The organism is Roseobacter sp. FCG-D35 (assembly GCF_033436665.1).
Taxonomy (GTDB): Bacteria; Pseudomonadota; Alphaproteobacteria; order Rhodobacterales; family Rhodobacteraceae; genus JAWQFO01.
In genome coordinates this window covers 705,886-727,016 of sequence record NZ_JAWQFO010000001.1, presented here as the reverse complement: position 1 = coordinate 727,016, position 21,131 = coordinate 705,886, and the positions used below count along the sequence as shown (strand labels likewise).

21 protein-coding genes and 1 tRNA gene are annotated in these 21,131 nt (G+C 65.4%); 15 read left to right on the top strand and 7 right to left on the bottom strand.

Features of this window, described 5'->3' with window-relative positions; translation table 11 throughout:
- Nucleotides 1-75 precede the first annotated feature (75 nt).
- The 6 genes from R5H30_RS03350 to R5H30_RS03325 all read left to right on the top strand — a co-directional run bounded on the left by R5H30_RS03350 (nucleotide 76) and on the right by R5H30_RS03325 (nucleotide 4,526).
- Entirely contained in the window at nucleotides 76-663 is a 588-nt protein-coding gene (locus R5H30_RS03350; protein ID WP_318326589.1) for a riboflavin synthase, read from the top strand.
- A complete protein-coding gene (locus R5H30_RS03345) occupies nucleotides 660-1,244 on the top strand; it encodes a hypothetical protein (protein ID WP_318326588.1) in 585 nt (194 codons plus the stop codon). Before R5H30_RS03350 ends, R5H30_RS03345 begins: the two co-directional genes overlap by 4 nt.
- Before the next feature lie 83 nt (nucleotides 1,245-1,327).
- A complete protein-coding gene (gene ribB / locus R5H30_RS03340; protein ID WP_318326587.1) occupies nucleotides 1,328-2,452 on the top strand; it encodes a 3,4-dihydroxy-2-butanone-4-phosphate synthase in 1,125 nt (374 codons plus the stop codon).
- A 4-nt stretch (nucleotides 2,453-2,456) separates the two neighbouring features.
- Nucleotides 2,457-2,981: a 6,7-dimethyl-8-ribityllumazine synthase gene (locus R5H30_RS03335; protein ID WP_318326586.1), complete on the top strand. Its 525-nt coding sequence runs from the start codon at nucleotides 2,457-2,459 to the stop codon at nucleotides 2,979-2,981.
- A gap of 19 nt (nucleotides 2,982-3,000) precedes the next feature.
- Nucleotides 3,001-3,483: a transcription antitermination factor NusB gene (gene nusB / locus R5H30_RS03330; protein WP_318326585.1), complete on the top strand. Its 483-nt coding sequence runs from the start codon at nucleotides 3,001-3,003 to the stop codon at nucleotides 3,481-3,483.
- A 587-nt stretch (nucleotides 3,484-4,070) separates the two neighbouring features.
- Nucleotides 4,071-4,526: an MmcB family DNA repair protein gene (locus R5H30_RS03325; protein ID WP_318326584.1), complete on the top strand. Its 456-nt coding sequence runs from the start codon at nucleotides 4,071-4,073 to the stop codon at nucleotides 4,524-4,526.
- Between the two features lie 7 nt (nucleotides 4,527-4,533).
- On the opposite strand, the gene R5H30_RS03320 is transcribed toward R5H30_RS03325, so the two are convergent.
- On the bottom strand, nucleotides 4,534-4,737 hold the full coding sequence (locus tag R5H30_RS03320; protein ID WP_318326583.1) for a DUF6324 family protein: 204 nt from the start codon (nucleotides 4,735-4,737) through the stop codon (nucleotides 4,534-4,536).
- Nucleotides 4,738-4,820: 83 nt separating this feature from the next.
- Here R5H30_RS03320 and R5H30_RS03315 point away from each other — a divergent pair, with 83 nt between their 5' ends.
- The 3 genes from R5H30_RS03315 to R5H30_RS03305 all read left to right on the top strand — a co-directional run bounded on the left by R5H30_RS03315 (nucleotide 4,821) and on the right by R5H30_RS03305 (nucleotide 9,583).
- A complete protein-coding gene (locus tag R5H30_RS03315) occupies nucleotides 4,821-5,303 on the top strand; it encodes a GNAT family N-acetyltransferase (RefSeq protein WP_318326582.1) in 483 nt (160 codons plus the stop codon).
- Nucleotides 5,304-5,391: 88 nt separating this feature from the next.
- Nucleotides 5,392-5,468, top strand: a tRNA-His gene (locus R5H30_RS03310).
- A 209-nt stretch (nucleotides 5,469-5,677) separates the two neighbouring features.
- Nucleotides 5,678-9,583 (top strand): ExeM/NucH family extracellular endonuclease, encoded by a 3,906-nt coding sequence (locus R5H30_RS03305; RefSeq protein WP_318326581.1) that lies wholly within the window; start codon nucleotides 5,678-5,680, stop codon nucleotides 9,581-9,583.
- 38 nt (nucleotides 9,584-9,621) lie between these two features.
- Here the strand turns inward: R5H30_RS03305 and R5H30_RS03300 are convergent, their stop codons facing one another.
- Nucleotides 9,622-9,921 carry a DUF6476 family protein gene (locus R5H30_RS03300; protein ID WP_318326580.1) on the bottom strand — a complete coding sequence of 100 codons (300 nt, stop codon included), beginning with the start codon at nucleotides 9,919-9,921 and terminating at the stop codon, nucleotides 9,622-9,624.
- Between R5H30_RS03300 and R5H30_RS03295 the strand changes: the two genes are divergently transcribed.
- The 4 genes from R5H30_RS03295 (at nucleotide 9,920) to R5H30_RS03280 (ending at nucleotide 13,554) form a co-directional block, all read left to right on the top strand.
- Nucleotides 9,920-10,948 (top strand): RluA family pseudouridine synthase, encoded by a 1,029-nt coding sequence (locus R5H30_RS03295; RefSeq protein ID WP_318326579.1) that lies wholly within the window; start codon nucleotides 9,920-9,922, stop codon nucleotides 10,946-10,948. The two genes, R5H30_RS03300 and R5H30_RS03295, sit on opposite strands and share 2 nt — an antisense overlap.
- Before the next feature lie 183 nt (nucleotides 10,949-11,131).
- Entirely contained in the window at nucleotides 11,132-12,028 is an 897-nt protein-coding gene (gene rpoH / locus R5H30_RS03290; protein ID WP_318326578.1) for an RNA polymerase sigma factor RpoH, read from the top strand.
- 208 nt (nucleotides 12,029-12,236) lie between these two features.
- The gene (locus R5H30_RS03285; protein ID WP_318326577.1) at nucleotides 12,237-13,205 is read left to right on the top strand and encodes a Gfo/Idh/MocA family protein; all 969 of its coding nucleotides are present in this window, start codon (nucleotides 12,237-12,239) and stop codon (nucleotides 13,203-13,205) included.
- 49 nt (nucleotides 13,206-13,254) lie between these two features.
- Nucleotides 13,255-13,554 (top strand): DUF4389 domain-containing protein, encoded by a 300-nt coding sequence (locus tag R5H30_RS03280; protein ID WP_318326576.1) that lies wholly within the window; start codon nucleotides 13,255-13,257, stop codon nucleotides 13,552-13,554.
- Nucleotides 13,555-13,605: 51 nt separating this feature from the next.
- On the opposite strand, the gene R5H30_RS03275 is transcribed toward R5H30_RS03280, so the two are convergent.
- Entirely contained in the window at nucleotides 13,606-15,429 is a 1,824-nt protein-coding gene (locus R5H30_RS03275; protein ID WP_318326575.1) for a M3 family oligoendopeptidase, read from the bottom strand.
- Nucleotides 15,430-15,636: 207 nt separating this feature from the next.
- On the opposite strand from R5H30_RS03275, the gene R5H30_RS03270 reads away from it, so the two are divergent.
- Entirely contained in the window at nucleotides 15,637-16,548 is a 912-nt protein-coding gene (locus tag R5H30_RS03270; protein ID WP_318326574.1) for a hypothetical protein, read from the top strand.
- Nucleotides 16,549-16,585: 37 nt separating this feature from the next.
- On the opposite strand, the gene R5H30_RS03265 is transcribed toward R5H30_RS03270, so the two are convergent.
- The 4 genes from R5H30_RS03265 to R5H30_RS03250 are packed head-to-tail and all read right to left on the bottom strand — an operon-like array spanning nucleotide 16,586 to nucleotide 20,471.
- On the bottom strand, nucleotides 16,586-18,184 hold the full coding sequence (locus R5H30_RS03265; protein ID WP_318326573.1) for an ATP-dependent DNA ligase: 1,599 nt from the start codon (nucleotides 18,182-18,184) through the stop codon (nucleotides 16,586-16,588).
- On the bottom strand, nucleotides 18,184-19,191 hold the full coding sequence (locus R5H30_RS03260) for a ligase-associated DNA damage response exonuclease (protein ID WP_318326572.1): 1,008 nt from the start codon (nucleotides 19,189-19,191) through the stop codon (nucleotides 18,184-18,186). Before R5H30_RS03260 ends, R5H30_RS03265 begins: the two co-directional genes overlap by 1 nt.
- Nucleotides 19,192-19,230: 39 nt before the next feature.
- Entirely contained in the window at nucleotides 19,231-20,181 is a 951-nt protein-coding gene (locus R5H30_RS03255; protein WP_318326571.1) for an alpha/beta fold hydrolase, read from the bottom strand.
- Nucleotides 20,181-20,471, bottom strand: coding sequence for an SCP2 sterol-binding domain-containing protein (locus R5H30_RS03250; protein WP_318326570.1), 291 nt, complete (start codon nucleotides 20,469-20,471; stop codon nucleotides 20,181-20,183). The genes R5H30_RS03255 and R5H30_RS03250 overlap by 1 nt, the downstream gene beginning before the upstream one ends.
- 74 nt (nucleotides 20,472-20,545) lie before the next feature.
- Between R5H30_RS03250 and R5H30_RS03245 the strand changes: the two genes are divergently transcribed.
- Nucleotides 20,546-21,103 (top strand): tetratricopeptide repeat protein, encoded by a 558-nt coding sequence (locus tag R5H30_RS03245; protein WP_318326569.1) that lies wholly within the window; start codon nucleotides 20,546-20,548, stop codon nucleotides 21,101-21,103.
- Nucleotides 21,104-21,131 lie beyond the last annotated feature (28 nt).

Here is a 21,131-nt window from a genome sequence, read left to right as displayed (position 1 = left end):
GGCACGGTGCGGGCCTTGCCAGCAGTGAGCCCGGGCGATAGGTCGGGACTCGAAAACCGGAACGAGGCCGAGAAGATGTTCACCGGAATTGTCACCGACGTCGGCACCGTCGCGTCACTGGAGCGCGAGGGCGATCTGCGCGCCCGGATCACAACCGCCTACGAGACCTCCGGCATCGAGATGGGCGCTTCGATCGCCTCGGACGGGGTCTGCCTGACGGTCGTGGCGCTGGGGCCGGATTGGTACGAAGTGCAGATCAGCGCCGAGACCGTCAGCCGCACCAACATCGGTGACTGGGAACCCGGGCAGCGCGTGAACCTCGAACGCGCGCTGCGGGTCGGCGACGAGCTGGGCGGGCATATCGTGTCGGGCCATGTCGATGGCGTGGCCGAGGTGATCTCGGTCACCGAAGAGGGCGACAGCACGCGCGTCGTGCTGCGCGCGCCCGATGATCTGGCCCGTTTCATCGCGCCCAAGGGGTCGGTCGCGCTCAACGGCACGTCGCTGACGGTCAACGAGGTCGATGGCCGCGACTTCGGCATCAACTTCATCCCGCACACCAAGGAGGTGACGACCTGGGGCGACGTCAGGACTGGCGACCGGGTCAACATCGAGATCGACACCATGGCGCGCTACGTCGCCCGCCTGCGGGACTTCGCATGAGCGCGCCGCTGCCGGGCATCGGTCACAACCAGGGGCCGACGCTGGAGGTAGGGCACCGCTGGCGCACGTTCCAGTGGCGCCGGGCGCGCGAGGCCGCGATGCCCAAGACCATCCCGCTGATGATCGTGAAGATGCGGGTTGCGCGAGCGCGCGAACTGGGGATGGATTACAAGGCCTATGCCGCGATCCGACAGGCGACGGGGCGCGATATCCTCGCGCTTCTCTTTTCGTCGAACGCCCTGCATGTCGTGCGCGCGGAAACACCCAAGATCCCGCTGCCGCGAACGACGGCGCTGGATGCCGTGCAGCGCGCGCGCAAGCTGGCGCTGGTGCATCGCCCGCTGACGCCCGACGTGTTCCACGCGGCCAACCCGGTGCTCGACGGGACCGAGGCGGCGCCGCTCTTTTCGGACAGCTGGACCGAGATGCGCGGCAAGCTCGGGGCCTTTGCGCGCACCGAGCGCCTCGCGGGGGACCAGGTCCTGATCATCGGCGACACCGCGCGCGAACGCGACTGGACGGTGGCGATGCAGGCCGCCGGCTACCTCGACGCCGAACGGTACTTCTCGCCCGCGGGATGACGGCGTAACCTTCGGTCACGCGGGCTGGATATTCGATCCATCCTTGTCTATCTGGCAGGCAGTTTGACGCGAAAGGCATGCCGATGAGCTTCGAGACCCCCGGACCCGTGGAAAGCGACCTGCGCGCGGCCATCGCCTCGACCGAGGAGATCATCGAGGAGGCGCGGCAAGGGCGCATGTTCCTGCTGGTCGATCACGAGGACCGCGAGAACGAGGGCGACCTCGTGATCCCGGCGGAATTCGCCGATGCCGCGGCGATCAATTTCATGGCGACGCACGGGCGCGGCCTGATCTGCATGCCGATGACCGCCGAGCGCATCGCCAAGCTGAACCTGCCGATGATGGTGCCGGACAATTCCTCGCGCCACGGCACCGGCTTCACGGTGTCGATCGAGGCGCGCGAAGGGGTCGAGACCGGCATTTCCGCCGCCGACCGCGCGCGCACGATCGCGGTTGCCATCGACGAGACCAAGGGGCCGCAGGACATCGCGAGCCCGGGCCACGTCTTTCCGCTGCGCGCCCGTTCGGGCGGGGTGCTGATCCGCGCCGGCCACACCGAGGCCGCGGTCGACATCTCGCGCCTTGCCGGTCTCAATCCCGCAAGCGTCATCTGCGAGGTGATGAAGGACGACGGGACGATGGCGCGTCTACCCGATCTGGTCGAGTTCGCGCGAAGCCACGGGATGAAGATCGGCACGATCAGCGACCTGATCGCCTACCGCACCAAGAACGACAACCTGCTGCGCGAGCGTGACAGCCGCATGGTGAGTTCCGCCTATGGCGGCGACTGGCACATGCGCATCTTCGCCGACGAGATCACCGGGACCGACCACGTGGTGCTGTCCAAGGGCGATCTTTCGACGCCCGAGCCGATCCTCGTGCGGACCCACGCGCTCAACGCGCTCGAGGACGTGCTGGGTCTCGGACCCGGCCCGGTCGACGAATTGCCACGGGCCATGCGCATCATCGCCGACGAAGGTCGCGGCGCGGTGCTGCTGTTTCGCGACCCGCATCCGACCCTGCGGCTCGACGGCGAGGAGGACGACGGGCCGCGCACCATCAAGCGCACCGGTATCGGCGCTCAGATCATGTCGACCCTGGGCTTCCGCGAGTTGATCCTGCTGACCGACAGCCCGCGCACGCGCTATGTGGGCCTCGACGCCTACCATCTGAGCATCGTGGGCACGCGCCCTATCACCACGGAGTGAACGCATGGCCGAAGCCGAAAGCCACTACACGCTGCCGCGTCCCGAATTCGACAAGCCGGTCAAGGTGTTGATCGTCGTCGCTCCTTATTACCGGGCCATCGCTGATGACCTGATCGCCGGGGCCCAGGCCGAAATCGAGGCCGCAGGCGCCACGTGGGAGCTGGTCGAAGTTCCGGGTGCGCTGGAAGTGCCTACTGCCATCGGAATCGCCGACCGGCGCAGCAACTTCGACGCCTACGTCGCGCTCGGCTGCGTGATCCGGGGTGAGACCACGCATTACGACACGGTCTGCAACGACTCGAGCCGTGGGCTGCAACTTCTGGGGCTGCAGGGGCTTTGCATCGGCAACGGCATCCTGACGGTCGAGAGTACCGCGCAGGCCGAGGTTCGTGCCGATCCGGAACGTGGCGACAAGGGCGGCGGGGCCGCCGCTGCCGCCTTGCATCTGGTGGCGCTGGCCCGTAAGTGGGCGTCTTCGTCCAAAGGCATCGGCTTCAAGCCGGCTGGCCAGGACACCGTCATCGCTTGAACCAACGGACCCCAGACGCATGAGCACGCTCCACGGCAACCTTTCCGGAAACCAGCGCCGCAAGATGCGGTCGGCGGCGCGGCTCTATGCCGTGCAGGCGCTGTTCCAGATGGAGCAGTCCGGCCAGACCGTCGAGGCGATCAAGGGCGAGTTCCTGAACTTCCGTTTCGGCGCCACCTATGAAGGCGCCGAGATGCAGGATGGCGACGTCGACCACTTCGGGCAGGTCATGGACGCGGCCGTCAACTACCAGGCCGCGATCGACCAGGCGACCGACCGGGCGTTGGTGGCGAAATGGCCGATCGCGCGGATCGACCCGACCCTGCGGGCGCTGTTCCGCGCCGCCGGCGCCGAATTCCGCGACAAGACCCTGCCGCCGAAGGTCGTCATCACCGAATACGTCGACGTCGCCCGCGCCTTCTTTCCCGAAGGCAAGGAGCCGCAGTTCGTCAACGCGGTGCTCGATCACATGGCCCGCGAGGCGCGGCCCGAATCCTTCTGACGACCGGCGCTCATCCGCCTGCCGCCGCGACGCGGCGTCGCAGGTGTGGAATTCATACTCTGTTACCCATATCTGGGGACTGGACATCGACGCGTTCGATGCCAAACTGACGCCCGAGGAGTAACGCCATGTTCAACGTCGTCGTCGAATTTTTCCGCAGCATCCTGCCGGGTGCCCGGCCACAGGCGCAGCTCGTCCCGGTCCGCGTCACGCGCAAGCGTCACCCGCTCGACCGCTACTGAGCGCACGGCCGGTTCTCCGGCCACCCCACGATTTTCGGCACCATCTTCTGCATCTGCGGGAAAGAGCGTGGCGGAACCGCTGCAACCGGCTTGGATCGAAGTTCCCGAGGACCTGTATATACAGGTGGGCGCCGGGTAACCAGACCACGGCCTGACCAGAGCCAGCTCCCTCGGATTTGCTTAAGGCCACTGGAACGTCACCAGTAACGCGAAGAGCAGAACCGCCACACCCCGACATCTAGGCGTCCGGCCGGCATCGGACAAGACGTTCCGCGAATTCTTTCGGTGCCTGATCCGCGGTTCTGCAGCCTTGCCTTTTGTTCCCGTTCTGTTCATTGTCGCGATATGCCTTCGGACATCGCACAGACCTTCCAGCCCGGCCAGTTGCTGGCCCGTGGCGTTGCGCGCCACCTGGCCAGCTGTGGTTTTGCCAGCGTCGAGGAACTGGTGCCGGCGCGCGGCTTGCGTGTCGACGTGATGGGGCTGGGACCGAAAGGCGAGGTCTGGATCGTCGAGTGCAAGTCGAGCCGGGCGGATTTCATGTCCGACCGCAAATGGCAGGGCTACCTCGACTGGTGCGACCGGTTCTTCTGGGCGGTGGACGCGCATTTCCCGACCGAGCTGCTGCCGGATGAGACGGGTCTCATCGTGGGCGATGCCTACGGCGCCGAGATCATCCGCATGGCGCCCGAAACCAAACTTGCCCCGGCGCGCCGAAAGGTCATGCTGCGGACCTTCGCGATGACCGCGGCGCGGCGGCTTCAGGTCCTGCGCGACCCCGAGTTGCCGCGCGCGTTCTGACCGTGCGCTAGCGCCGTCCGCCGCGCGGCGAGATGCCGCGCGCACGAGTTGCCGCCGCCATGATCTCTTCTGCGATCTCGACGGCATCGTCCGGCGTAAAGTCCATCGGGATCTCGACGCCGCCGGATTCCACGAAGATGCGCACCATGCCCTTGTCGGTCGGACCGACCTGGAGGTTGGCCTCGATATCGCGTTCGCTGTCGATCCCCATATGCGGGCTCCTGAATTGGCTGGCTGCATCTGCTAGCCTCCGGAGCCTTGAAAGGCAAGCCGTGGCGCGGTTTCGTGGCCGACATGGGTGAGGTTGTGATCCGCAGATTCGTCCCCGGCGACCGCGACTGGCTGGTTGCGCGCCACGCGGCGCTCTATACCCGCGACGAAGGCTTCGATGGCAGTTTCGGTGTCCTTGTCGGAGAGGTCGTCGACGCGTTCGTGGCGGACCACGATCCCGCGTGTGAGACCGGCTGGATCGCCGAGGCGGACGGAGAAAGGCTGGGGTCGATCTTTTGCGTGCGTCTGGACCCGCGCACCGCGAAGCTGCGGCTCTTCTTTCTCGAACCGGAAAGACGCGGGCAGGGGCTCGGGCGACGCCTGCTCGACACCTGCACCGATTTCGCCCGTGCGAGCGGCTATTCCGCGATGGTGCTCTGGACCCACGAAAGTCATCGCGCCGCGGGCCGGCTCTACGCCCGCAGTGGCTGGCATCTCGAAGCGACGCGGCCCGTGCACAGCTTCGGCGTCGACAATGTCGAGCAGCACTGGACACGCGATCTTTGACCCGCGCGGCTGTGCCATGCGACGGTGCGGCAAACCGTCCCCGGCGCCCTTGCAATCACGTTCGCGCGGGGCTAAACGCTCCTGCAGTGCCGCCTTAGCTCAGTTGGTTAGAGCGCTGGATTGTGGATCCAGAGGTCCCCCGTTCAAGCCGGGGAGGCGGTACCATCCATCCATGTTTCCACCTGCTTCCTGTACGGCGCTCGCGCAGGGTATGGCCGATTTCCGCCTTTGACGGACCTCGTGTCACTTCGGTCTTGTCGTCCGCCCGTTACCTTTCAATTCTAGCACGAAGGCGGGAGCGGGCGGCTCGCGGTGGCTAGAGTCGCCGATCGCGCGAGGTCTGTCCCAAGGGTCGAGAACATAAGGGATGAACCATGGCGCGCGTGATCTACTCGAACGATTTCAACGATTTTCTCGGTCTTGGACTGGTCGCGGATCCCGGGGCAGGGCAGCTTGATTCGGATGTCTTCATGCTGACCGGCTTCAGTGATGGCGGCAGCAGCGGCGCGTCAGGTGACTTTGCCCGCGGTGCGACCTCGGGGGCGGTGACTTCGGGTGGGCTCTATGCGCTGGAGCGTGACGCGACCGACAATGCCCTCTTGATCCAACCCACGGGCTCGGACTTCACGCCCGGCGCGCTGACGCTCACGCTCGACAGCGGCGATGTCGATCTGTCTTCGGTCACGGTCTCTTACGATCAGCTGGTCCGCAACGATGCGACCCGCGCGAACAGCTTCTCGCTGTGGTTCTCGCTCGACGGGGTGAGCTTCACGGAGGTCTTCGCCTACACCAGCGTCGAGGCGGCGGATGCCGGCGGCCTGACCGTCGTGCCGGTCTCGGTCGCGCTTCCCGACCTGCCCGCCAACACCGCCTTCTACCTGCAATGGCGCGGTGACGACGTGTCAGGCTCCGGTTCGCGCGACGAGTTCGGCATCGACAACCTCGTGGTCGCGGCCGAGGATGCGGCCGGCAACGGCATCGTCATCAACGAGGTGCTGGCCAGCACTGCAGGCACCGACTCCGAATATGTCGAGATCTTCGGCGCGGCCGGCGCATCGCTGGCCGGGCTTAGCCTGATCGCGGTGGAAAGCGACGATATCGCGAGCAAAGGCTCCATCGATTTCCGCTACGATTTTACCGCCGGCGACGTGATCGGGGCCAACGGGTTCTTCCTGCTGGCCAACGCGACGGCGCAGACGACCTACGGTGTCGCGGCCGACGTGCTGATCGGCGAGAACGCGTTCGAGAACAGTTCCGTCACTTTCGCCGTGGTCGAGACGGCATCCCTGTCGGGCGGCAGCGTGACCGTGGGTGAGACGGTGCTCGACGCGGTGGCGCTCAGCGACGGCGGGGCGACCGACAGTTTCTTTTTCGGCGCACCGGTCATCGGGCCTGACGGCACGTTCTTCCCGGCGGGGGCCGGGCGCGTTGCGGATGGTGTCGACACCGACAGCGTTGCGGACTGGACGATCCTCGACTTCGGCAACGATCCCGCGGTCAATACCCCGACCGCAGGCACGGATCCGGTCGAAGAGGTGCCGACGGTCATCAACGAGGTGCTCGCCAGTACCACGGGCACCGATTCCGAATACATCGAAATATTCGGGACGCCCGGCGCCTCGCTGGCCGGGCTGAGCTTCATTGCCGTCGAAGGCAATGACGCCAGCGGGCCCGGCGCCATCGAGTTTCGCTACGACTTCGCCGGTGACGCCGTGATCGGAGACAACGGCTTTCTGCTGCTGGCGAACCAGACCGCGGCGGCGACCTATGGCGTGACCCCGAATGTCATCATCGCCGAGAACAGCCTCGAGAACAGTTCGGCCACCTACGCGCTGGTCGAGACCGCGAGTCTCGCGGGCGACGTCGTGACCGGGGGCGAGAGCGTGATCGACGCGGTCGCGAGCATCGACTCGACGTCCAGCACATCCTACTTCGGCGCGCCCGTGATCGGGCCGGACGGTTCGTTCTTTCCGGCCGGTGTCGGCCGGATCGCCGACGGGGTCGACACCGATCAGGCATCCGACTGGAAGATTCTGAACTTCTTCAATGACACGGCCGAGAACACACCCGTCGCGGGTACCGGGCTTGGAGGTGGCGGCGGCGGTGGCGGCGACGTCTCGATCGACGACGATCCGACGCTGATCAGCGCGGTGCAAGGCACCGAGGATGTGGCCGCTCTGGTGGGGCAGACTGTCGTTATTGAAGCCATCGTCACGGGCGATTTCCAGAACGGAGACGACGATCCGCTGCGCGATCTCGGTGGCTTCTTCCTCATGGAGGAGAGCAGCGACCGCGACGGCGATGCGATGACTTCAGAGGGCATCTTCGCCTATGAAGGCTCCGGCGATCTGCTGAGCGACGTGGCCGCCGGAGACAAGGTGCGGGTCCTTGGTACCGTCGCCGAACGCTTCGGCAAGACCGTGATCGAGGTCACCGAAATTCGTCTCGAGGAGGCCAGTTCTGTCGATCCGCTGAGTCTTGCGGTAACGACGTCAGTGCCGGACGTCGAGGATCGCGAAGCTCTGGAATCCATGCTGGTGACGGTCGAGGAGTCGCTGACGTTCAGCGAAAGCTTCGATTACGAGAATTTCCAGCAGGCGACCCTGAGCACGGACGGGCCGGTCTACCAGTACACGCAGGTCAACAACCCCGACGCCGTCGGCAACGCGGCTTACCAGGAGGAGGTCGCGGACCGGACGATCCTGATCGAGGATGGTCAGTCCGGGCGCCGCGGCGACGGCGACCCGCTGCGCGCGCCGGATGGTGAGTTGATCGACTTTGCCGACGCGGCGCAAATGGGCCAGTCGGTGACCGGCCTCACGGCCATCATGGACTTCGACTTCGGAGAATTCCGCCTGCGCATACCCGAGGGCGTCGATCTTGAATTCGATCCCGCCACCAACCCGGTCGAGGCGGCGCCCGCCGACGTGGGCAGCGACTACAAGGTCGGCTCGCTCAACGTGCTGAACTACTTCACGACCCTGTCCGGTCAGACCGACATCGGCGCGTCGCCCCGCGGGGCCGAGAGCGCAGAGGAACTGGCGCGCCAGACCGAGAAGCTGGTGACCACGATCCTCGGCATGGATGCCGACGTGATCGGCTTGATCGAGATCGAAAACGACTTCGCCGGCGAGGAGTTCGCGATCCAGACGCTGGTGGCCGAGATCAACGCGACTCTGGGCCAGGAGATTTGGAGCTTTGTCGATCCGGGGCAGGAGTTCGTCGGCGACGACGCGATCGCGGTGGCGTTCATCTACGATACCACGAGCACGCGCCTGATCGGCGACGCGGCGATCCTCGACAGCGAGGACTTCCTCGATCCGCTGGGCGAAGAGACGTCGGGCACATCGTTCAACCGGGCAGCCCTCGCGCAGACCTTCGAGGACATCGACAGCGGCGGGCAATTTACCGCGTCGGTCAATCACTTCAAGTCCAAGGGCTCGCTGACCGGGGCCGAGGCGGACGAGGATCAGCGCGACGGGGCCGGCAACAACAACGCGACCCGCACCGCGGCGGCGCAGGAACTGGCGGAGTGGCTGGCGACAGATCCGACCGGATCGGGAGACGAGGACGTGCTGATCCTCGGCGATCTCAACGCCTATGCCCGCGAGACGCCGATCCAGGTGCTGGAGGCCGAAGGATATACCGACCTAGCCCGCGCTTTCGAGGGCGACGAAGTCTATTCCTACCGCTTCAGCGGGCAGATCGGCACGCTCGACTACGCGCTGGCCAACGCCGCGCTCGAAGAGCAGGTGACCGGGGCCACGACATGGAACGTCAATTCCGACACACCGGTCTATTTCGACTACAACCTCGACGGCACATTCACAGGGCAGGACCGTCCGACCGACCAGAACCTCTTTGACGGTTCCAGCCCGCTGCGCGGGTCGGACCATGATCCCGTCATCATCGGGCTGGACCTCGAACGGGACGATTTCCAGCTTGTGGAAGGCCGGTCCAAAAGCGAGTTCCTGCGTGGCAGCGATGCCGCCGAACGGTTCGAAGGCAAGGGCGGACCGGTCGACATCGTGCGCGGTGGCGGCAACGAGGACGTATTCGTCTTCGGGGACCGCGATGGCAAGCGCGACAAGCTGATCGTTCTCGACTTCGACACCGAAGAGGATCGACTCGATCTCGACGGGGCGGTCATCGCGGAGGTCAGCGCCATCGGCCGGAATCTGCGGATCTCGCTCGATCAGGATCGCGACGAGATCTTCCTGCTTCGCGTCTCCGATTTCGATGCGGTGCAGATCGACAACGAGGGTCTCGCGTTCGTCTGACGGTTTCGGGCCGGCGTCGACGATGGTGTCGCCGGTGCCTATTCCGAAATGACCTCGACGGTCTGACGCAGCCGCCCCGTGAGGCGGTCGAAGATCAGGATCTCGTCACCGTCGGTGACCACCGCGTACCAGTCCGGGCCTTGCGTGACGGCAATGGCCCGGGCGTTGCCGGGCAGGTCGATGGTCTCGGGCAATTGTGGGCTGTCGTCCGTTAACCGGATGACAATCAATACAATTATCAGTAGAACACCTGCTATCATGACGGCGGTGAGCACGGTCACCAGACGCCGCAGGAATCGCAGGTTTGCCGGCTCTGCCGGTTGTTCGGGATCATCCATGTCGCTTCGTTACATCAATTTCACCATCGGCGCCGCGCCGCCGCCCCGACTTGATAAGGCGCTGGCCCGCGATGTGCCAGACTTCGCGGCGCTCTCGCGAACCCGGATCGGACGGCTGATCGCGGATGGCGCGGTGCGCGTCGACGGTACCGCAGTGACCGACCCCAAGGCCCGCATCGAAGCGGGCGCCCGCATCGACATCTTTGTCGACGAGCCGCAGGACAGCCACATCCTGCCCGAGGAGATTCCGCTCGACGTCGTGCATGAGGACGACGACCTGATCGTGGTCAACAAGCCCGCCGGGATGGTCGTGCATCCCGCACCGGGCAGCCCCGGTGGCACGCTGGTCAACGCGCTTCTGCACCATTGCGGCGACGCCTTGTCGGGCGTCGGCGGGATGAAACGCCCTGGCATCGTGCATCGCATCGACAAGGACACCACCGGCCTTCTGGTCGCCGCGAAATCCGATGCCGCGCACCAGGGTCTGGCGGCCCAGTTCGAGGCGCACACGGTCGACCGGATTTACAACGCCCTCGTTCACGGCGTGCCCGACGCGGCCGATCCGCGACTGCGCGGCATTCGGGGCACGTCCTTCGAAGCTGGCAACGTGCTTAAGCTGACGACGCAACTGGCGCGGCACAAGACCGACCGACAGCGGCAGGCGGTGACCTTTCAGGGTGGGCGCCACGCCGTGACCCGAGCGCGTGTGTTGGAGACCTTCGGCCAGCCGCCGGCGCTTGCATTGCTGGAATGCTGGCTCGAGACCGGGCGGACGCATCAGATCCGCGTGCACATGGCCCACGCCGGGCATGCGCTGGTCGGCGATCAGACCTACGGCGGACGCAGGCGGGTGCCCAAAAAGGCGCTGCCCGATGCGGCTGTCGATGCCGCTCAAGATTTTCCGCGGCAGGCGCTGCACGCCGCCGTGCTGGGCTTCCGTCACCCCGTGAGCCGCGAGCTAATGCGGTTCGAGGCGCCGCTGCCGCCGGACATGGCCAGCCTGATCGGAACGCTGCGGGGCGAATGACCAGGGCCGCCGGGCCGAGCCAATTGAAACACCTCGCACAAGCGCGTGACGCACAGGGCGTGTGCGGGCTTTGCCGTGGCGGGTCCATCAACCTTTGGTTAAGGATTGCCAAGTACAGGTCTTGAACCGTTCAGTTCAGTTCCTATCTTCATGTTAAGCCCTATAACATCGGGAGGCCCATGAATGGCAAATTACGCAAACCTTCCGGCCCCGACGCCGGAAGGTGGTCTGAACAGGTACATGCAGGAAATCCGGAAGTTTCCGCTTCTGGAGCCTGAAGAGGAATACATGCTCGCAAAGCGCTGGGTCGAGGAGCAGGACACCGAGGCCGCGCACAAGATGGTCACGTCGCACCTTCGGCTCGCGGCCAAGATCGCGATGGGATACCGCGGCTACGGTCTGCCGCAGGCCGAGGTGATCTCGGAAGCCAATGTCGGCCTGATGCAGGCGGTCAAGCGTTTCGACCCCGAGAAGGGCTTTCGCCTCGCGACCTACGCGATGTGGTGGATTCGCGCCGCGATCCAGGAATACATCCTGCGCAGCTGGTCGCTGGTGAAGCTCGGCACCACTTCGGGGCAGAAGAAGCTGTTCTTCAACCTCCGCAAGGCCAAAAGCCGCATCGGTGCGCTGGAAGAGGGCGATCTGCACCCCGACAACGTCACCAGGATCGCCACCGATCTCGGCGTGACCGAGGACGAGGTGATCTCGATGAACCGGCGACTGTCGGGCGGCGATGCCTCTCTCAATGCCACCGTCGGCAGCGAGGGCGAGGGCAGCATGCAGTGGCAGGACTGGCTCGAGGACGAGGGCGCCGATCAGGCCGGCGATTACGAAGAGCAGAACGAGCTCGAGGCGCGCCGGGAGTTGCTGGCCGAAGCGATGAGCGTGCTCAACGACCGCGAAAAGGATATCCTGACCCAGCGCCGCCTGAGCGACCAGACCGTGACGCTCGAGGATCTGAGTTCGGAATACGACGTCAGCCGCGAACGCATCCGCCAGATCGAGGTGCGCGCCTTCGAAAAGCTGCAGAAGCGCATGCGCGATCTGGCCAAGGAAAAGGGCATGCTGCCGGCGGCCTGATCCCGCTCGGGTTGTCCATCCGACATCGCCCCGTGCCGGCAACGGCGCGGGGTTTTCCTTTTGCCATGATGGGAACGGTTCCCATCGCCTGGGCTGTCTCGCAGAGACGGGACGGCGTGGTTGTCGGGTTCGGCAGGATTTTTCCTCGCGGGGTTTCGCGCCCCGGTGCGCGCAGCTAGTGTGCGCGCAAACATCGGGAGATTTCTGCATGACACCGCTACGTTGGGGCATTCTCGGCGCGTCGAATTTCGCGCTCACCTTCATGGGCCGGGCGATCCACGCCGCACAGGGCGCCGAGCTTGCCGCCCTTGCCACATCGTCGCCCGACAAGGCGAAACCGTTTCAGGCCTTCGCGCCCGGCCTGCGCGTCCACGACAGCTACGACGCCCTGCTGGCCGACCCCGACATCGATTGCGTCTATATCCCGCTGCCGAACCATCTGCACATCGAGTGGACGATCAAGGCGCTTGAAGCCGGCAAGCATGTGCTCTGCGAAAAGCCCTTGGCGATGAGGGCCGACGCGTTCGACGCGGTGATCGAAGCGCGCGACAAGTCGGGTTTGCTCGCCGCCGAAGCCTACATGATCGTGCATCACCCGCAGTTCATCCGCGCCCGCGAACTGGTCCAGACCGGCGCGATCGGCAAGCTGCGCCACGTCGACACCGTGTTCTCCTACAACAACCGCGACATGGGCAACATCCGCAACCAGGCCGAGGCCGGCGGTGGTGGGCTTCCCGACATCGGCGTCTATACCTTCGGCTCTGTGCGCTTCGTGTCCGGGCAGGAGCCGGTCGCGGTACCTTATGCCGACATTACTTTCGAGAACGACATCGACACGTTCGTACGGATGTCAGCGGATTTCCCCGACTTCACCTATTCGGCCATCGTTTCGATCCGGATTCATCCGCGCCAGTACATCGCCTTTCACGGCGAAGAGGGCGTGCTGACGCTGACCGCGCCGTTCAATGCCGGTGTCTTCGACCAGGCCGAGATTCGGCTCGATACCGGCGACAGGAAAGTGACGGTCGAACGTTTTCCGGGCGTGAACCAGTACGTGCTTCAGGTCGAGAACTTCGGCCGCGCGGTGCGCGAGGGATCGCCCTATGCCTGCCCGCTGGAGTTCAGCAAGGGCACGCAACGGATGATCGACATGACGTTCGACGCCGCGCGGGGGTGAAGCGGGTGCGCGGGTCCGGTCGACCGGAATTTGTGACGGAGGTAGAAGGGTGACGGACGACGAGAAACTGGACGGTCGGCTGCACGGCGAGCAGCCCGAGGTCGAGCGCGACGGGCGCTGGCACCGGCTGCTCTACACCATCCTGATCGCGCTGATGATCTCCATCGCCCAGACTGTTCTGACGGTGGCGACGGTGATCCAGTACGTGATCCTGCTGGTCAACAACGGCGAACCGAACGAAAGGCTCGCCGAGTTCGGCACCGACCTCGGGATCTGGCTGGCCAAGGCCGCGCGTTACCAGACCGCCGCCAGTAACGTGAAGCCTTGGCCCTGGACAGACCTGGACTGAGGGCAGGTCTGCGGTTGCCAAGCGGCGCGGCCTACGCCGCGCCGCTTGGCGTCAGTCTTCCAGCGCCTCGAGCTCGTCAATGAAGCCCGAGATCATCGACAGGCCCTTGTCCCAGAAGGCGGGGTCCGAGGCGTCGAGGCCGAAGGGCGCCAGAAGCTCCTTGTGGTGCTTCGAGCCACCGGCCTTCAGCATCTCGAAATACTTGTCCTCAAAGCCCGGTTCGCCCTGCTCGTAGACGGCATAGAGCGCGTTCACCAGCCCGTCGCCGAAGGCATAGGCGTAGACGTAGAAGGGCGAATGCACGAAATGCGGGATGTAGGCCCAGAAGGTCTCGTAGCCGTCCATGAACTCGAAGGCCGGCCCGAGGCTCTCGGCCTGCACCGACATCCAGAGCGCGTTGATGTCATCGGGCGTCAGCTCGCCGCCACGTCGGGCTTCATGCAGCTTGCACTCGAAGTCGTAGAAGGCGATCTGGCGCACGACCGTGTTGATCATGTCCTCGACCTTGCCGGCCAGCATCACCTTGCGGTGGGCCTTCGTCTCGGCACCGTCAAGCATCTTGCGGAAAGTCAGCATCTCGCCGAAGACGCTGGCGGTCTCGGCCAGCGTCAGCGGTGTCGAGGACAGCATCTCGCCCTGTCCCGCGGCCAGCACCTGGTGCACACCGTGGCCCAGCTCGTGCGCCAGCGTCATCACGTCGCGCGGTTTGCCGAGGTAGTTCAGCATGACGTAGGGGTGCACGTTGGTCACCGTGGGATGCGCGAAGGCACCCGGCGCCTTGCCCGGCTTCACACCGGCGTCGATCCAGCCCTTGCGGAAAAACGGCTCGGCGATCTCGCCCATGCGTGGATCGAATGCATTGTAGGCCTCCATCACCGTGCGCTCGGCTTCGTCCCAGGCCACGATGCGCTTGTCCTCCATCGGCAGCGGCGCGTTGCGGTCCCAGACCTCCATCTTGTCGAGCCCGAGCCACTTGCGCTTGAGCTCGTAGTAGCGGTGGCTGAGTTTCGGGTAGGCCGCGACCACGGCGTTGCGCAGGGCCTCGACCACTTCCGGCTCGACGTCGTTGCTGAGGTGGCGTCCGGTCTGGGCGGTCTCCATGCCGCGCCAGCGGTCGATGACCTCCTTCTCCTTGGCCTGCGTATTGTGGACGCGCGCGAAGATCTTGATGTTCTCGGCGAACACCGTCGCCAGTTCGCGCGCCGCCGCCTCGCGCTTGTCGCGGTCCTGCTCGGTCAGCAGGTTGAGCGTGCCCTCGATGTTCAGCTCCTCGCCGTCGACCTCGAAGGTGAGGCCGGCGATGGTTTCATCGAACAGCCGCTCCCAGGCGTCGCCGACGACGCCGAGATCGTGCAGGAACTTCTCCAGCTCGTCCGAAAGCTGGTAGGGCTTCATCTTGCGGATGCGGTCGAAGACCGGCTTGTAGCGCGCGAGATCCGCGTTCCTGTCGTACAGCTTCTCGATATGATCGTCCGGCAGGCGGTTGAGCTCGAGCGTGAAGAACACCAGCGGCGTGGTGAAGTTGGTAATTTTCTCCTGCAGGTCGCCCATGAACTTGGCGCGCTCGGCGTCGGTTGTCTGCTGGTAATAGCGCAGGCCGGCGAAGGACATGATGCGCCCGGCAATGTTGTTGATCTTCTCGTTGCGCAGCACGCAGTCGAGCAGGCCGGCGGCGTCGAGATCGGCAAGCTTGCCCTCGTAATCGGCAGCGAAGCTGGCGCAGGCCTCCTCGAGCCAGTCGAGATCGCGCTTGAGTTCGGGCGCGTCGGTGCCGGCATAGAGATCGTCGAGATTCCATTCCGGCAGATCGCCGAGGTTCCTGTCGCCGGAGGCGGCGTTTGCGTCGCGAAGCGGGCGCGGGAGATGTGTGAGCATGTGATCCTCTTGGCGTTTTGCTTCACATAGGGTCGGGGATGCCACGATGGCAACCGCCACGCCGCGAAAAGCCATGCAAATGGTCCGGTCTCGCGCGGTTCCGTCGAAAATCCGTAGATCGGTGGCCGGATCGGGCTAATATTGCTGGGCGGGCCATCTGGAGGAGATGGTCCAAAATCAATTTCGATGGGCGGAGGAATTAAGGTCATGTCGCAACAGCAGCTTCTCTACGGGATCGGCGGTCTTTTGATCGGCGTTCTCCTGGGTCTCGCCTTCAGTGCGGGCGGCCTTACCAAGACCGAGGTGGGCGATGCAGTGGCCGAGCAACTGGCGCCGGTGCAGGAGGCCGCGGAACAGTCCACCGCTTCACATCAGGATGCCATCGCGGCGCTGGGCGAGCGTATCGCGGCGCTCGAGGCGTCGATTCCGGACGCAGGTTCGATGACCGAACAGGTCTCGAGCGCGGTGAGCGAGCGGCTGACCGGACTTCGGGACAACCTGTCCGAGGCGATTTCGAACGCGGTGGACGAACAGAAGACGAGCCTCGACGATGCAATGTTGCGCATCTCGTCCGGTCTTGAACGCAGCGCGCAGGCCGCGGCCGCCGCCGTCGCTTCGGCCACCACCGGCGACAAGACCACCGCGGAAAACGTCACCGTGAGCGATCCGCTCAATGTCGGCCAGACCGCCATTTTCGCCGATGGCAAGGTTCGTGCCTTCATATCGCGGATCGATCCGAGCGGCGGTGGCGTGACCCTTTCGGTCAACGGCGAACGCATGAACCTCGGCGCGGGCGGTTCGGCCCCGGTGAGCTTCGACGAGACCGACTGCACGCTGGTCGTGATGGGAATCGCGGACGAAGGCGTTGCCCTGGGTTCGGACTGCGTGGCCACTGAAGAGGAAGGCGAAGCCGATTCGACCGAAGCCGCGGCGGCGCAGTCCGAGACCGAGTCCGCCGCGAGCGGTGCGGACGCTGAGGCGTCGGAGGACGCTGATGCGGCACAATCCGAAGAGGCAGGCGCGGAGTCGGAAACGGAAAGCACCGGCGACGGTTCGCAAGGCGAAAGCGGCGATGCAGGGGCATCCGACGCTGAGGAAGCAGAAGCGCCGAAAGAGTGAAACCGCTGGAGTTTCGGCCGTTCACAGGATCCGACGGTTAGCCGTAGATCCGTAGCATGTCGCGCAAATCGTCGAGCGTGTTGGCCTCGGCCAAAGGCTTGTCCTTGCGCCAGCGCGACATGCGCGGAAAACGCAGGGCGACGCCGGACTTGTGACGGGTGCTTTTCTGGATGCCTTCGAAGGCAATCTCGAACACATGTTCGGGCGTCACCTGCCGGACCGGTCCGAACCGCTGAAGCGTGTTGCGCCGCACCCAGGCCGTGATCTGGCGGAACTCCGCGTCGGTCAGGCCCGAGTAGGCCTTGGTAAACGGCACGAGGTCGTTGCCGTTCCAGACCGCGAAGGTGAAGTCGGTGAAGAGGTTGGCGCGCCGGCCTGAACCGGACTGCGCGTAGATCATCACCGCATCGATTGTCAGTGGGTCCAGCTTCCACTTCCACCAATCGCCCTTCTTGCGGCCCGAAAGGTACGGGCTGTCGGCGCGCTTAAGCATGACGCCTTCTGCGCGCGCGTCGCGCGCATCGGCGCGGTGCGCGGCGAGGTCATCCCAATCGGAGAATTCGAGCTGTGGCGACAGGCGCACCGGCGCATCCCCGGGTAGCGGCGACACGGCTGCCTCGAGCAGCGCGCGGCGTTCCGCAAAAGGCGTGTCGCGGATGTCCGCGCCCTGCCATTCCAGCAGATCGTAGGCGTGCAGCACCACCGGCGCCTCGGCCAGCAGCTTCTTCGGCACGGTCTTGCGTCCGATCCGGGCCTGCAAGGCGTTGAAGCTGTCCGGGGCGTCGCTGCCCGGTTGCCAGACCAGCAGCTCGCCGTCGAGCACGGTGCCCTCGGGCAGGAAATCCACCGCACGGGCAAGCTCGGGGAAACGGTCGGTCATCAACTCCTCGCCGCGTGACCACACGAAGTGACGGCCTTCGCGCAGGATCAGCTGGCCGCGGATGCCGTCCCATTTCCATTCCGCGCGCCAATCCTCGGGCGGGCCGATATCCTGGGGGCCGTCTTCGAGCGCGTAGGCGAGGTAGAAGGGATAGGGCCGCGAGGCGTCGGCGGCGGCGAACTCGGCCTCGATCAGCCCGTGCCAGCTGGTGTCGTCGGGCTGCCAGTTGCCCATTAGGCGATGCGCCAGTTCGGCTTCGTCGCGCCCGGTCGCCCGTGACAGGGCGCGGGTCATCAGCTTCTGGCTGACGCCGACGCGAAAACCGCCGGTGATGAGCTTGTTGAACACCAGCCGCTCGGTCCCGCCGAGCCGCGCCCAGGCGTCGAGCACGAACTGTTTCTTCTCCGGTTCTGGCCGGTCGTAGACCGTGCGCAGCGCCTCGATCCAGTGCGCCAGCCCGTCATCGCTCGACCCGTCGTCCGACGGCAGGACAAGGGCGATGGTCTCGGCGAGATCGCCGACGATGGCGTAGCTTTCCTCGACCAGCCAGAGCGGCAGCCCCGACATTTCCGCCGCCCACTCGCGAAGCCGCGTCGTGGTCACGGCCCGGCGCGGCCTGCGCCCCGAAAAAAGCGCGATGGTCCAGATACGATCCTTTTCCGGCGCTTCGGAGAAGTAGTCCGCAAGCGCCGCGACCTTGACGTTGGTCTTTGTGCTCTGGTCGACGGCGGTGAAAAGGGCGGCGAAACGCTGCATCAGCCGGCCTCCGGTTCAAGGCTTTCGCCCTCGTACTCGGTGCGCACGACCGAGGCGTTCCAGCCGTTCTCGTTGAGGTATCGCGCAAAGATATCGGTGTAACCGTGTGTGACATATATGTTTTCCGCGCCGGTCTCGCGGATCGCCCACAGCAGGCCGTCCCAGTCGGCATGATCAGAGACGACGAAGCCACGATCGCCGGCCCGGCGCCGCCGGATGCCGCGAAGCTGCATCCAGCCGCTGGCGAAACCGCTTTCGCGGGTGCCGAAGCGCCGCGCCCAGGCCGAGCCGAGCGCCGAAGGTGGCGCCATCACGAGCGCGCCGGGAAAATCCTTGGCATTGGTCTCGGGCGTCACCTGCACCGTGTCGGGCAGCGCGATTCCCTGGGCGCGCATCACGGCATTGGTGTTCTCGACCGCACCGTGGGTCAGGATCGGGCCGATACCGGGCTCGAGCATCGACAGCAGGCGTTGCGCCTTGCCCAGCGAGTAGGCGCCGAGGATCGCGGTCTTGCCGGCTTCGGCGCAGCCGCGCCACCAGCCGTTGATCTCGGCCGCGACCTCGGCCTGCGGACGCCAGCGAAAGACCGGCAGGCCGAAGGTCGATTCGGTGATGAAGTGATCGCAGGTCACCGGCTCGAAAGGTTCAGACAGCCCGTCGGGGTCCACCTTGTAGTCGCCCGAGACCACCCAGACCTCGCCCGCGACCTCGACCCGGATCTGCGCCGAGCCCGGGACGTGACCGGCCGGATGGAACGAGACCTTCGCCGCGCCGATAGTCCGAACCTCACCATAGGCGATGCCCTCGGCCGTGATGTCGCCCAGCCGGTGCCGCATCACCGGCAGAGCGGAGTGGGTTGCGAGATAATGCGCGTGTCCGTCGCGGGCATGATCGGCGTGGCCATGGGTGATCAGGGCGCGGTCGACGGGGCGCCATGGGTCGATGAAGAAGTCACCAGCTTCGCAATAGATCCCGCGGTCGGTGAATGTCAGGGCAGGGCGCGTCATACCGGCCAATCTAGGCGCGGCACGGTCCTTGCCCAGCGATCAGCGGTTGCGATGACCCTCGAAGAAACTGGCGATCCGGTCATAGAGCGGCCGGGTGATCTCGCGCGATTCCATCAGGACCTCGTGCTCGCCGCCGTCGATGACCTCGAGCCGGCCCTGCTTCCAGCGCTGCATCCGATCGTGGATCCGGCTGACCTGCACGATGCGTTCGTTGCTGCCGAGAAAAACGTGGGTCGGAAGGTTCGGCGAGGGGCGCCGTTCGAGATGCGCGGTCTCGGCGAGGGCCTCGCGCAGCCAGACGAAGCTGGGACCGCCGAGCGCCAGTTCGGGATGTGCGCGGATCTGATCGCGCATCATGTCGTACATTTCCTCGTCCGTGGTCAGCATGTTGTCCTCGAACGGCTCGGCAAGCACGTAGGGTTCGAGCTTGCTGCCGGGTGGGACGCGGCTGCCCTGGCCGATGAGCGGCATGATCTGCGACATGCTCCAGGCGATGGGGCGCAGGTGGCGCGAGATCCGGATTCCCCACATCGGTCCCGTGAAGACCGCCGCCTGCACGGCAAGCCCCTCCATCGCGGCGCGCAGCGCGATGGCTCCGCCCATCGAATGTGCCAGCAGGTAGAAAGGGCGGGGAAGGTTGAGTTCGCGCGCGGCATGAACCATTGCCGCGACATCCTTCTGGTAGTCCGGAAACCGGTCGACGTGTCCGATGCGCGGATCGCCCAGCATCCGGTCGGCCAGTCCCTGGCCACGCCAATCGATGGTGAGAACCGCATGACCACGGGTGGTCAATTCGCCCGCGACGACACCGTATTTCTCGATGTACTCGGTGCGGCCCGGAAACAGCAGGACCGTTCCCCGTGCCGCACCTTCGGGGAGCCAGTGACCAAGCCGGACCCGCTTTCCGTCCTGTGTGGCGACCCAGTGTGCGGCACCATTCGCCGGACCGGGATGCACATCGGTGAAAAGCTGCGCCGGCGTCAGTCGCATCAGGCCAGGATCGAGGCCAGCTTCATCGCAAGACCCATGTCGCCGTCGACCTTGAGCTTGCCGGTCATGAAAGCGCTGGTCGGGTTGGTGTCGCCGCTCAGGATCGACTGGAAGGTTTCGGAATCCGCCGTCAGCGTGACGTCCGCAGGTTCGTCGGCGGCCCGCGCGCCGCTATCGTCCATCATCACGCTGCCTTCGCCCTCGATATCGAACTTGGCGGTGCCGCCAATGTCGGCGCCTGCCAGCTTTTCGTTCAGGATCGTTACGGCTTGGTTCACGGTTTCGCTCATCTGAGGGCCCTTTTGTCGAGAGTCCGTCGCCCGGTCTGGATTTGGCGCGAAGGACTGTTACATTCAAAGGTGTTATGGGCACCCCGAGCTTCAATCTCAAATCTATCGTTGCGGCACTTTTCGCGCTAGCCCTGAATTCCTTGCCTTTGGCGGCGGATGAAAGGGTCGACGAGTTGCTGGGCATATTGCAATCGGCGCCGGAGCAGGAGGCGCTGCGCGCGGCGCGCGACCTCGAGATCGTCTGGTCGCGCTCGGGCTCGGCGGCGATGGATCTGTTGCTGGAACGCGGACGCGATGCGCTCGAGGAGGAAGACCCGGTGACCGCCATCGAGCACCTCACGGCGCTGACCGACCATGCGCCGGACTTCGCCGAGGGCTACCACGCGCGGGCGACCGCCTACTTCCAGCGTGGTCTCTACGGTCCCGCGCTCGACGATCTGCAACGGACGCTCGCACTCAACCCCAGCCAGTTCAACGCGATCTTCGGGCTTGGTGTGATGCTCGAGGAATTCGGTGACCTGCGACGCGCAGAACAGGCCTTCCGGCAGGTTCTCGCCTTGCATCCGCATCATCAGAACGCCAAGACGGCCCTCGAGGCGCTGGAAAGTCGCGGGGTTGGCCGCGCTCTCTGACCCTTGCGGGGTCGTGGGGTTCGGCGGT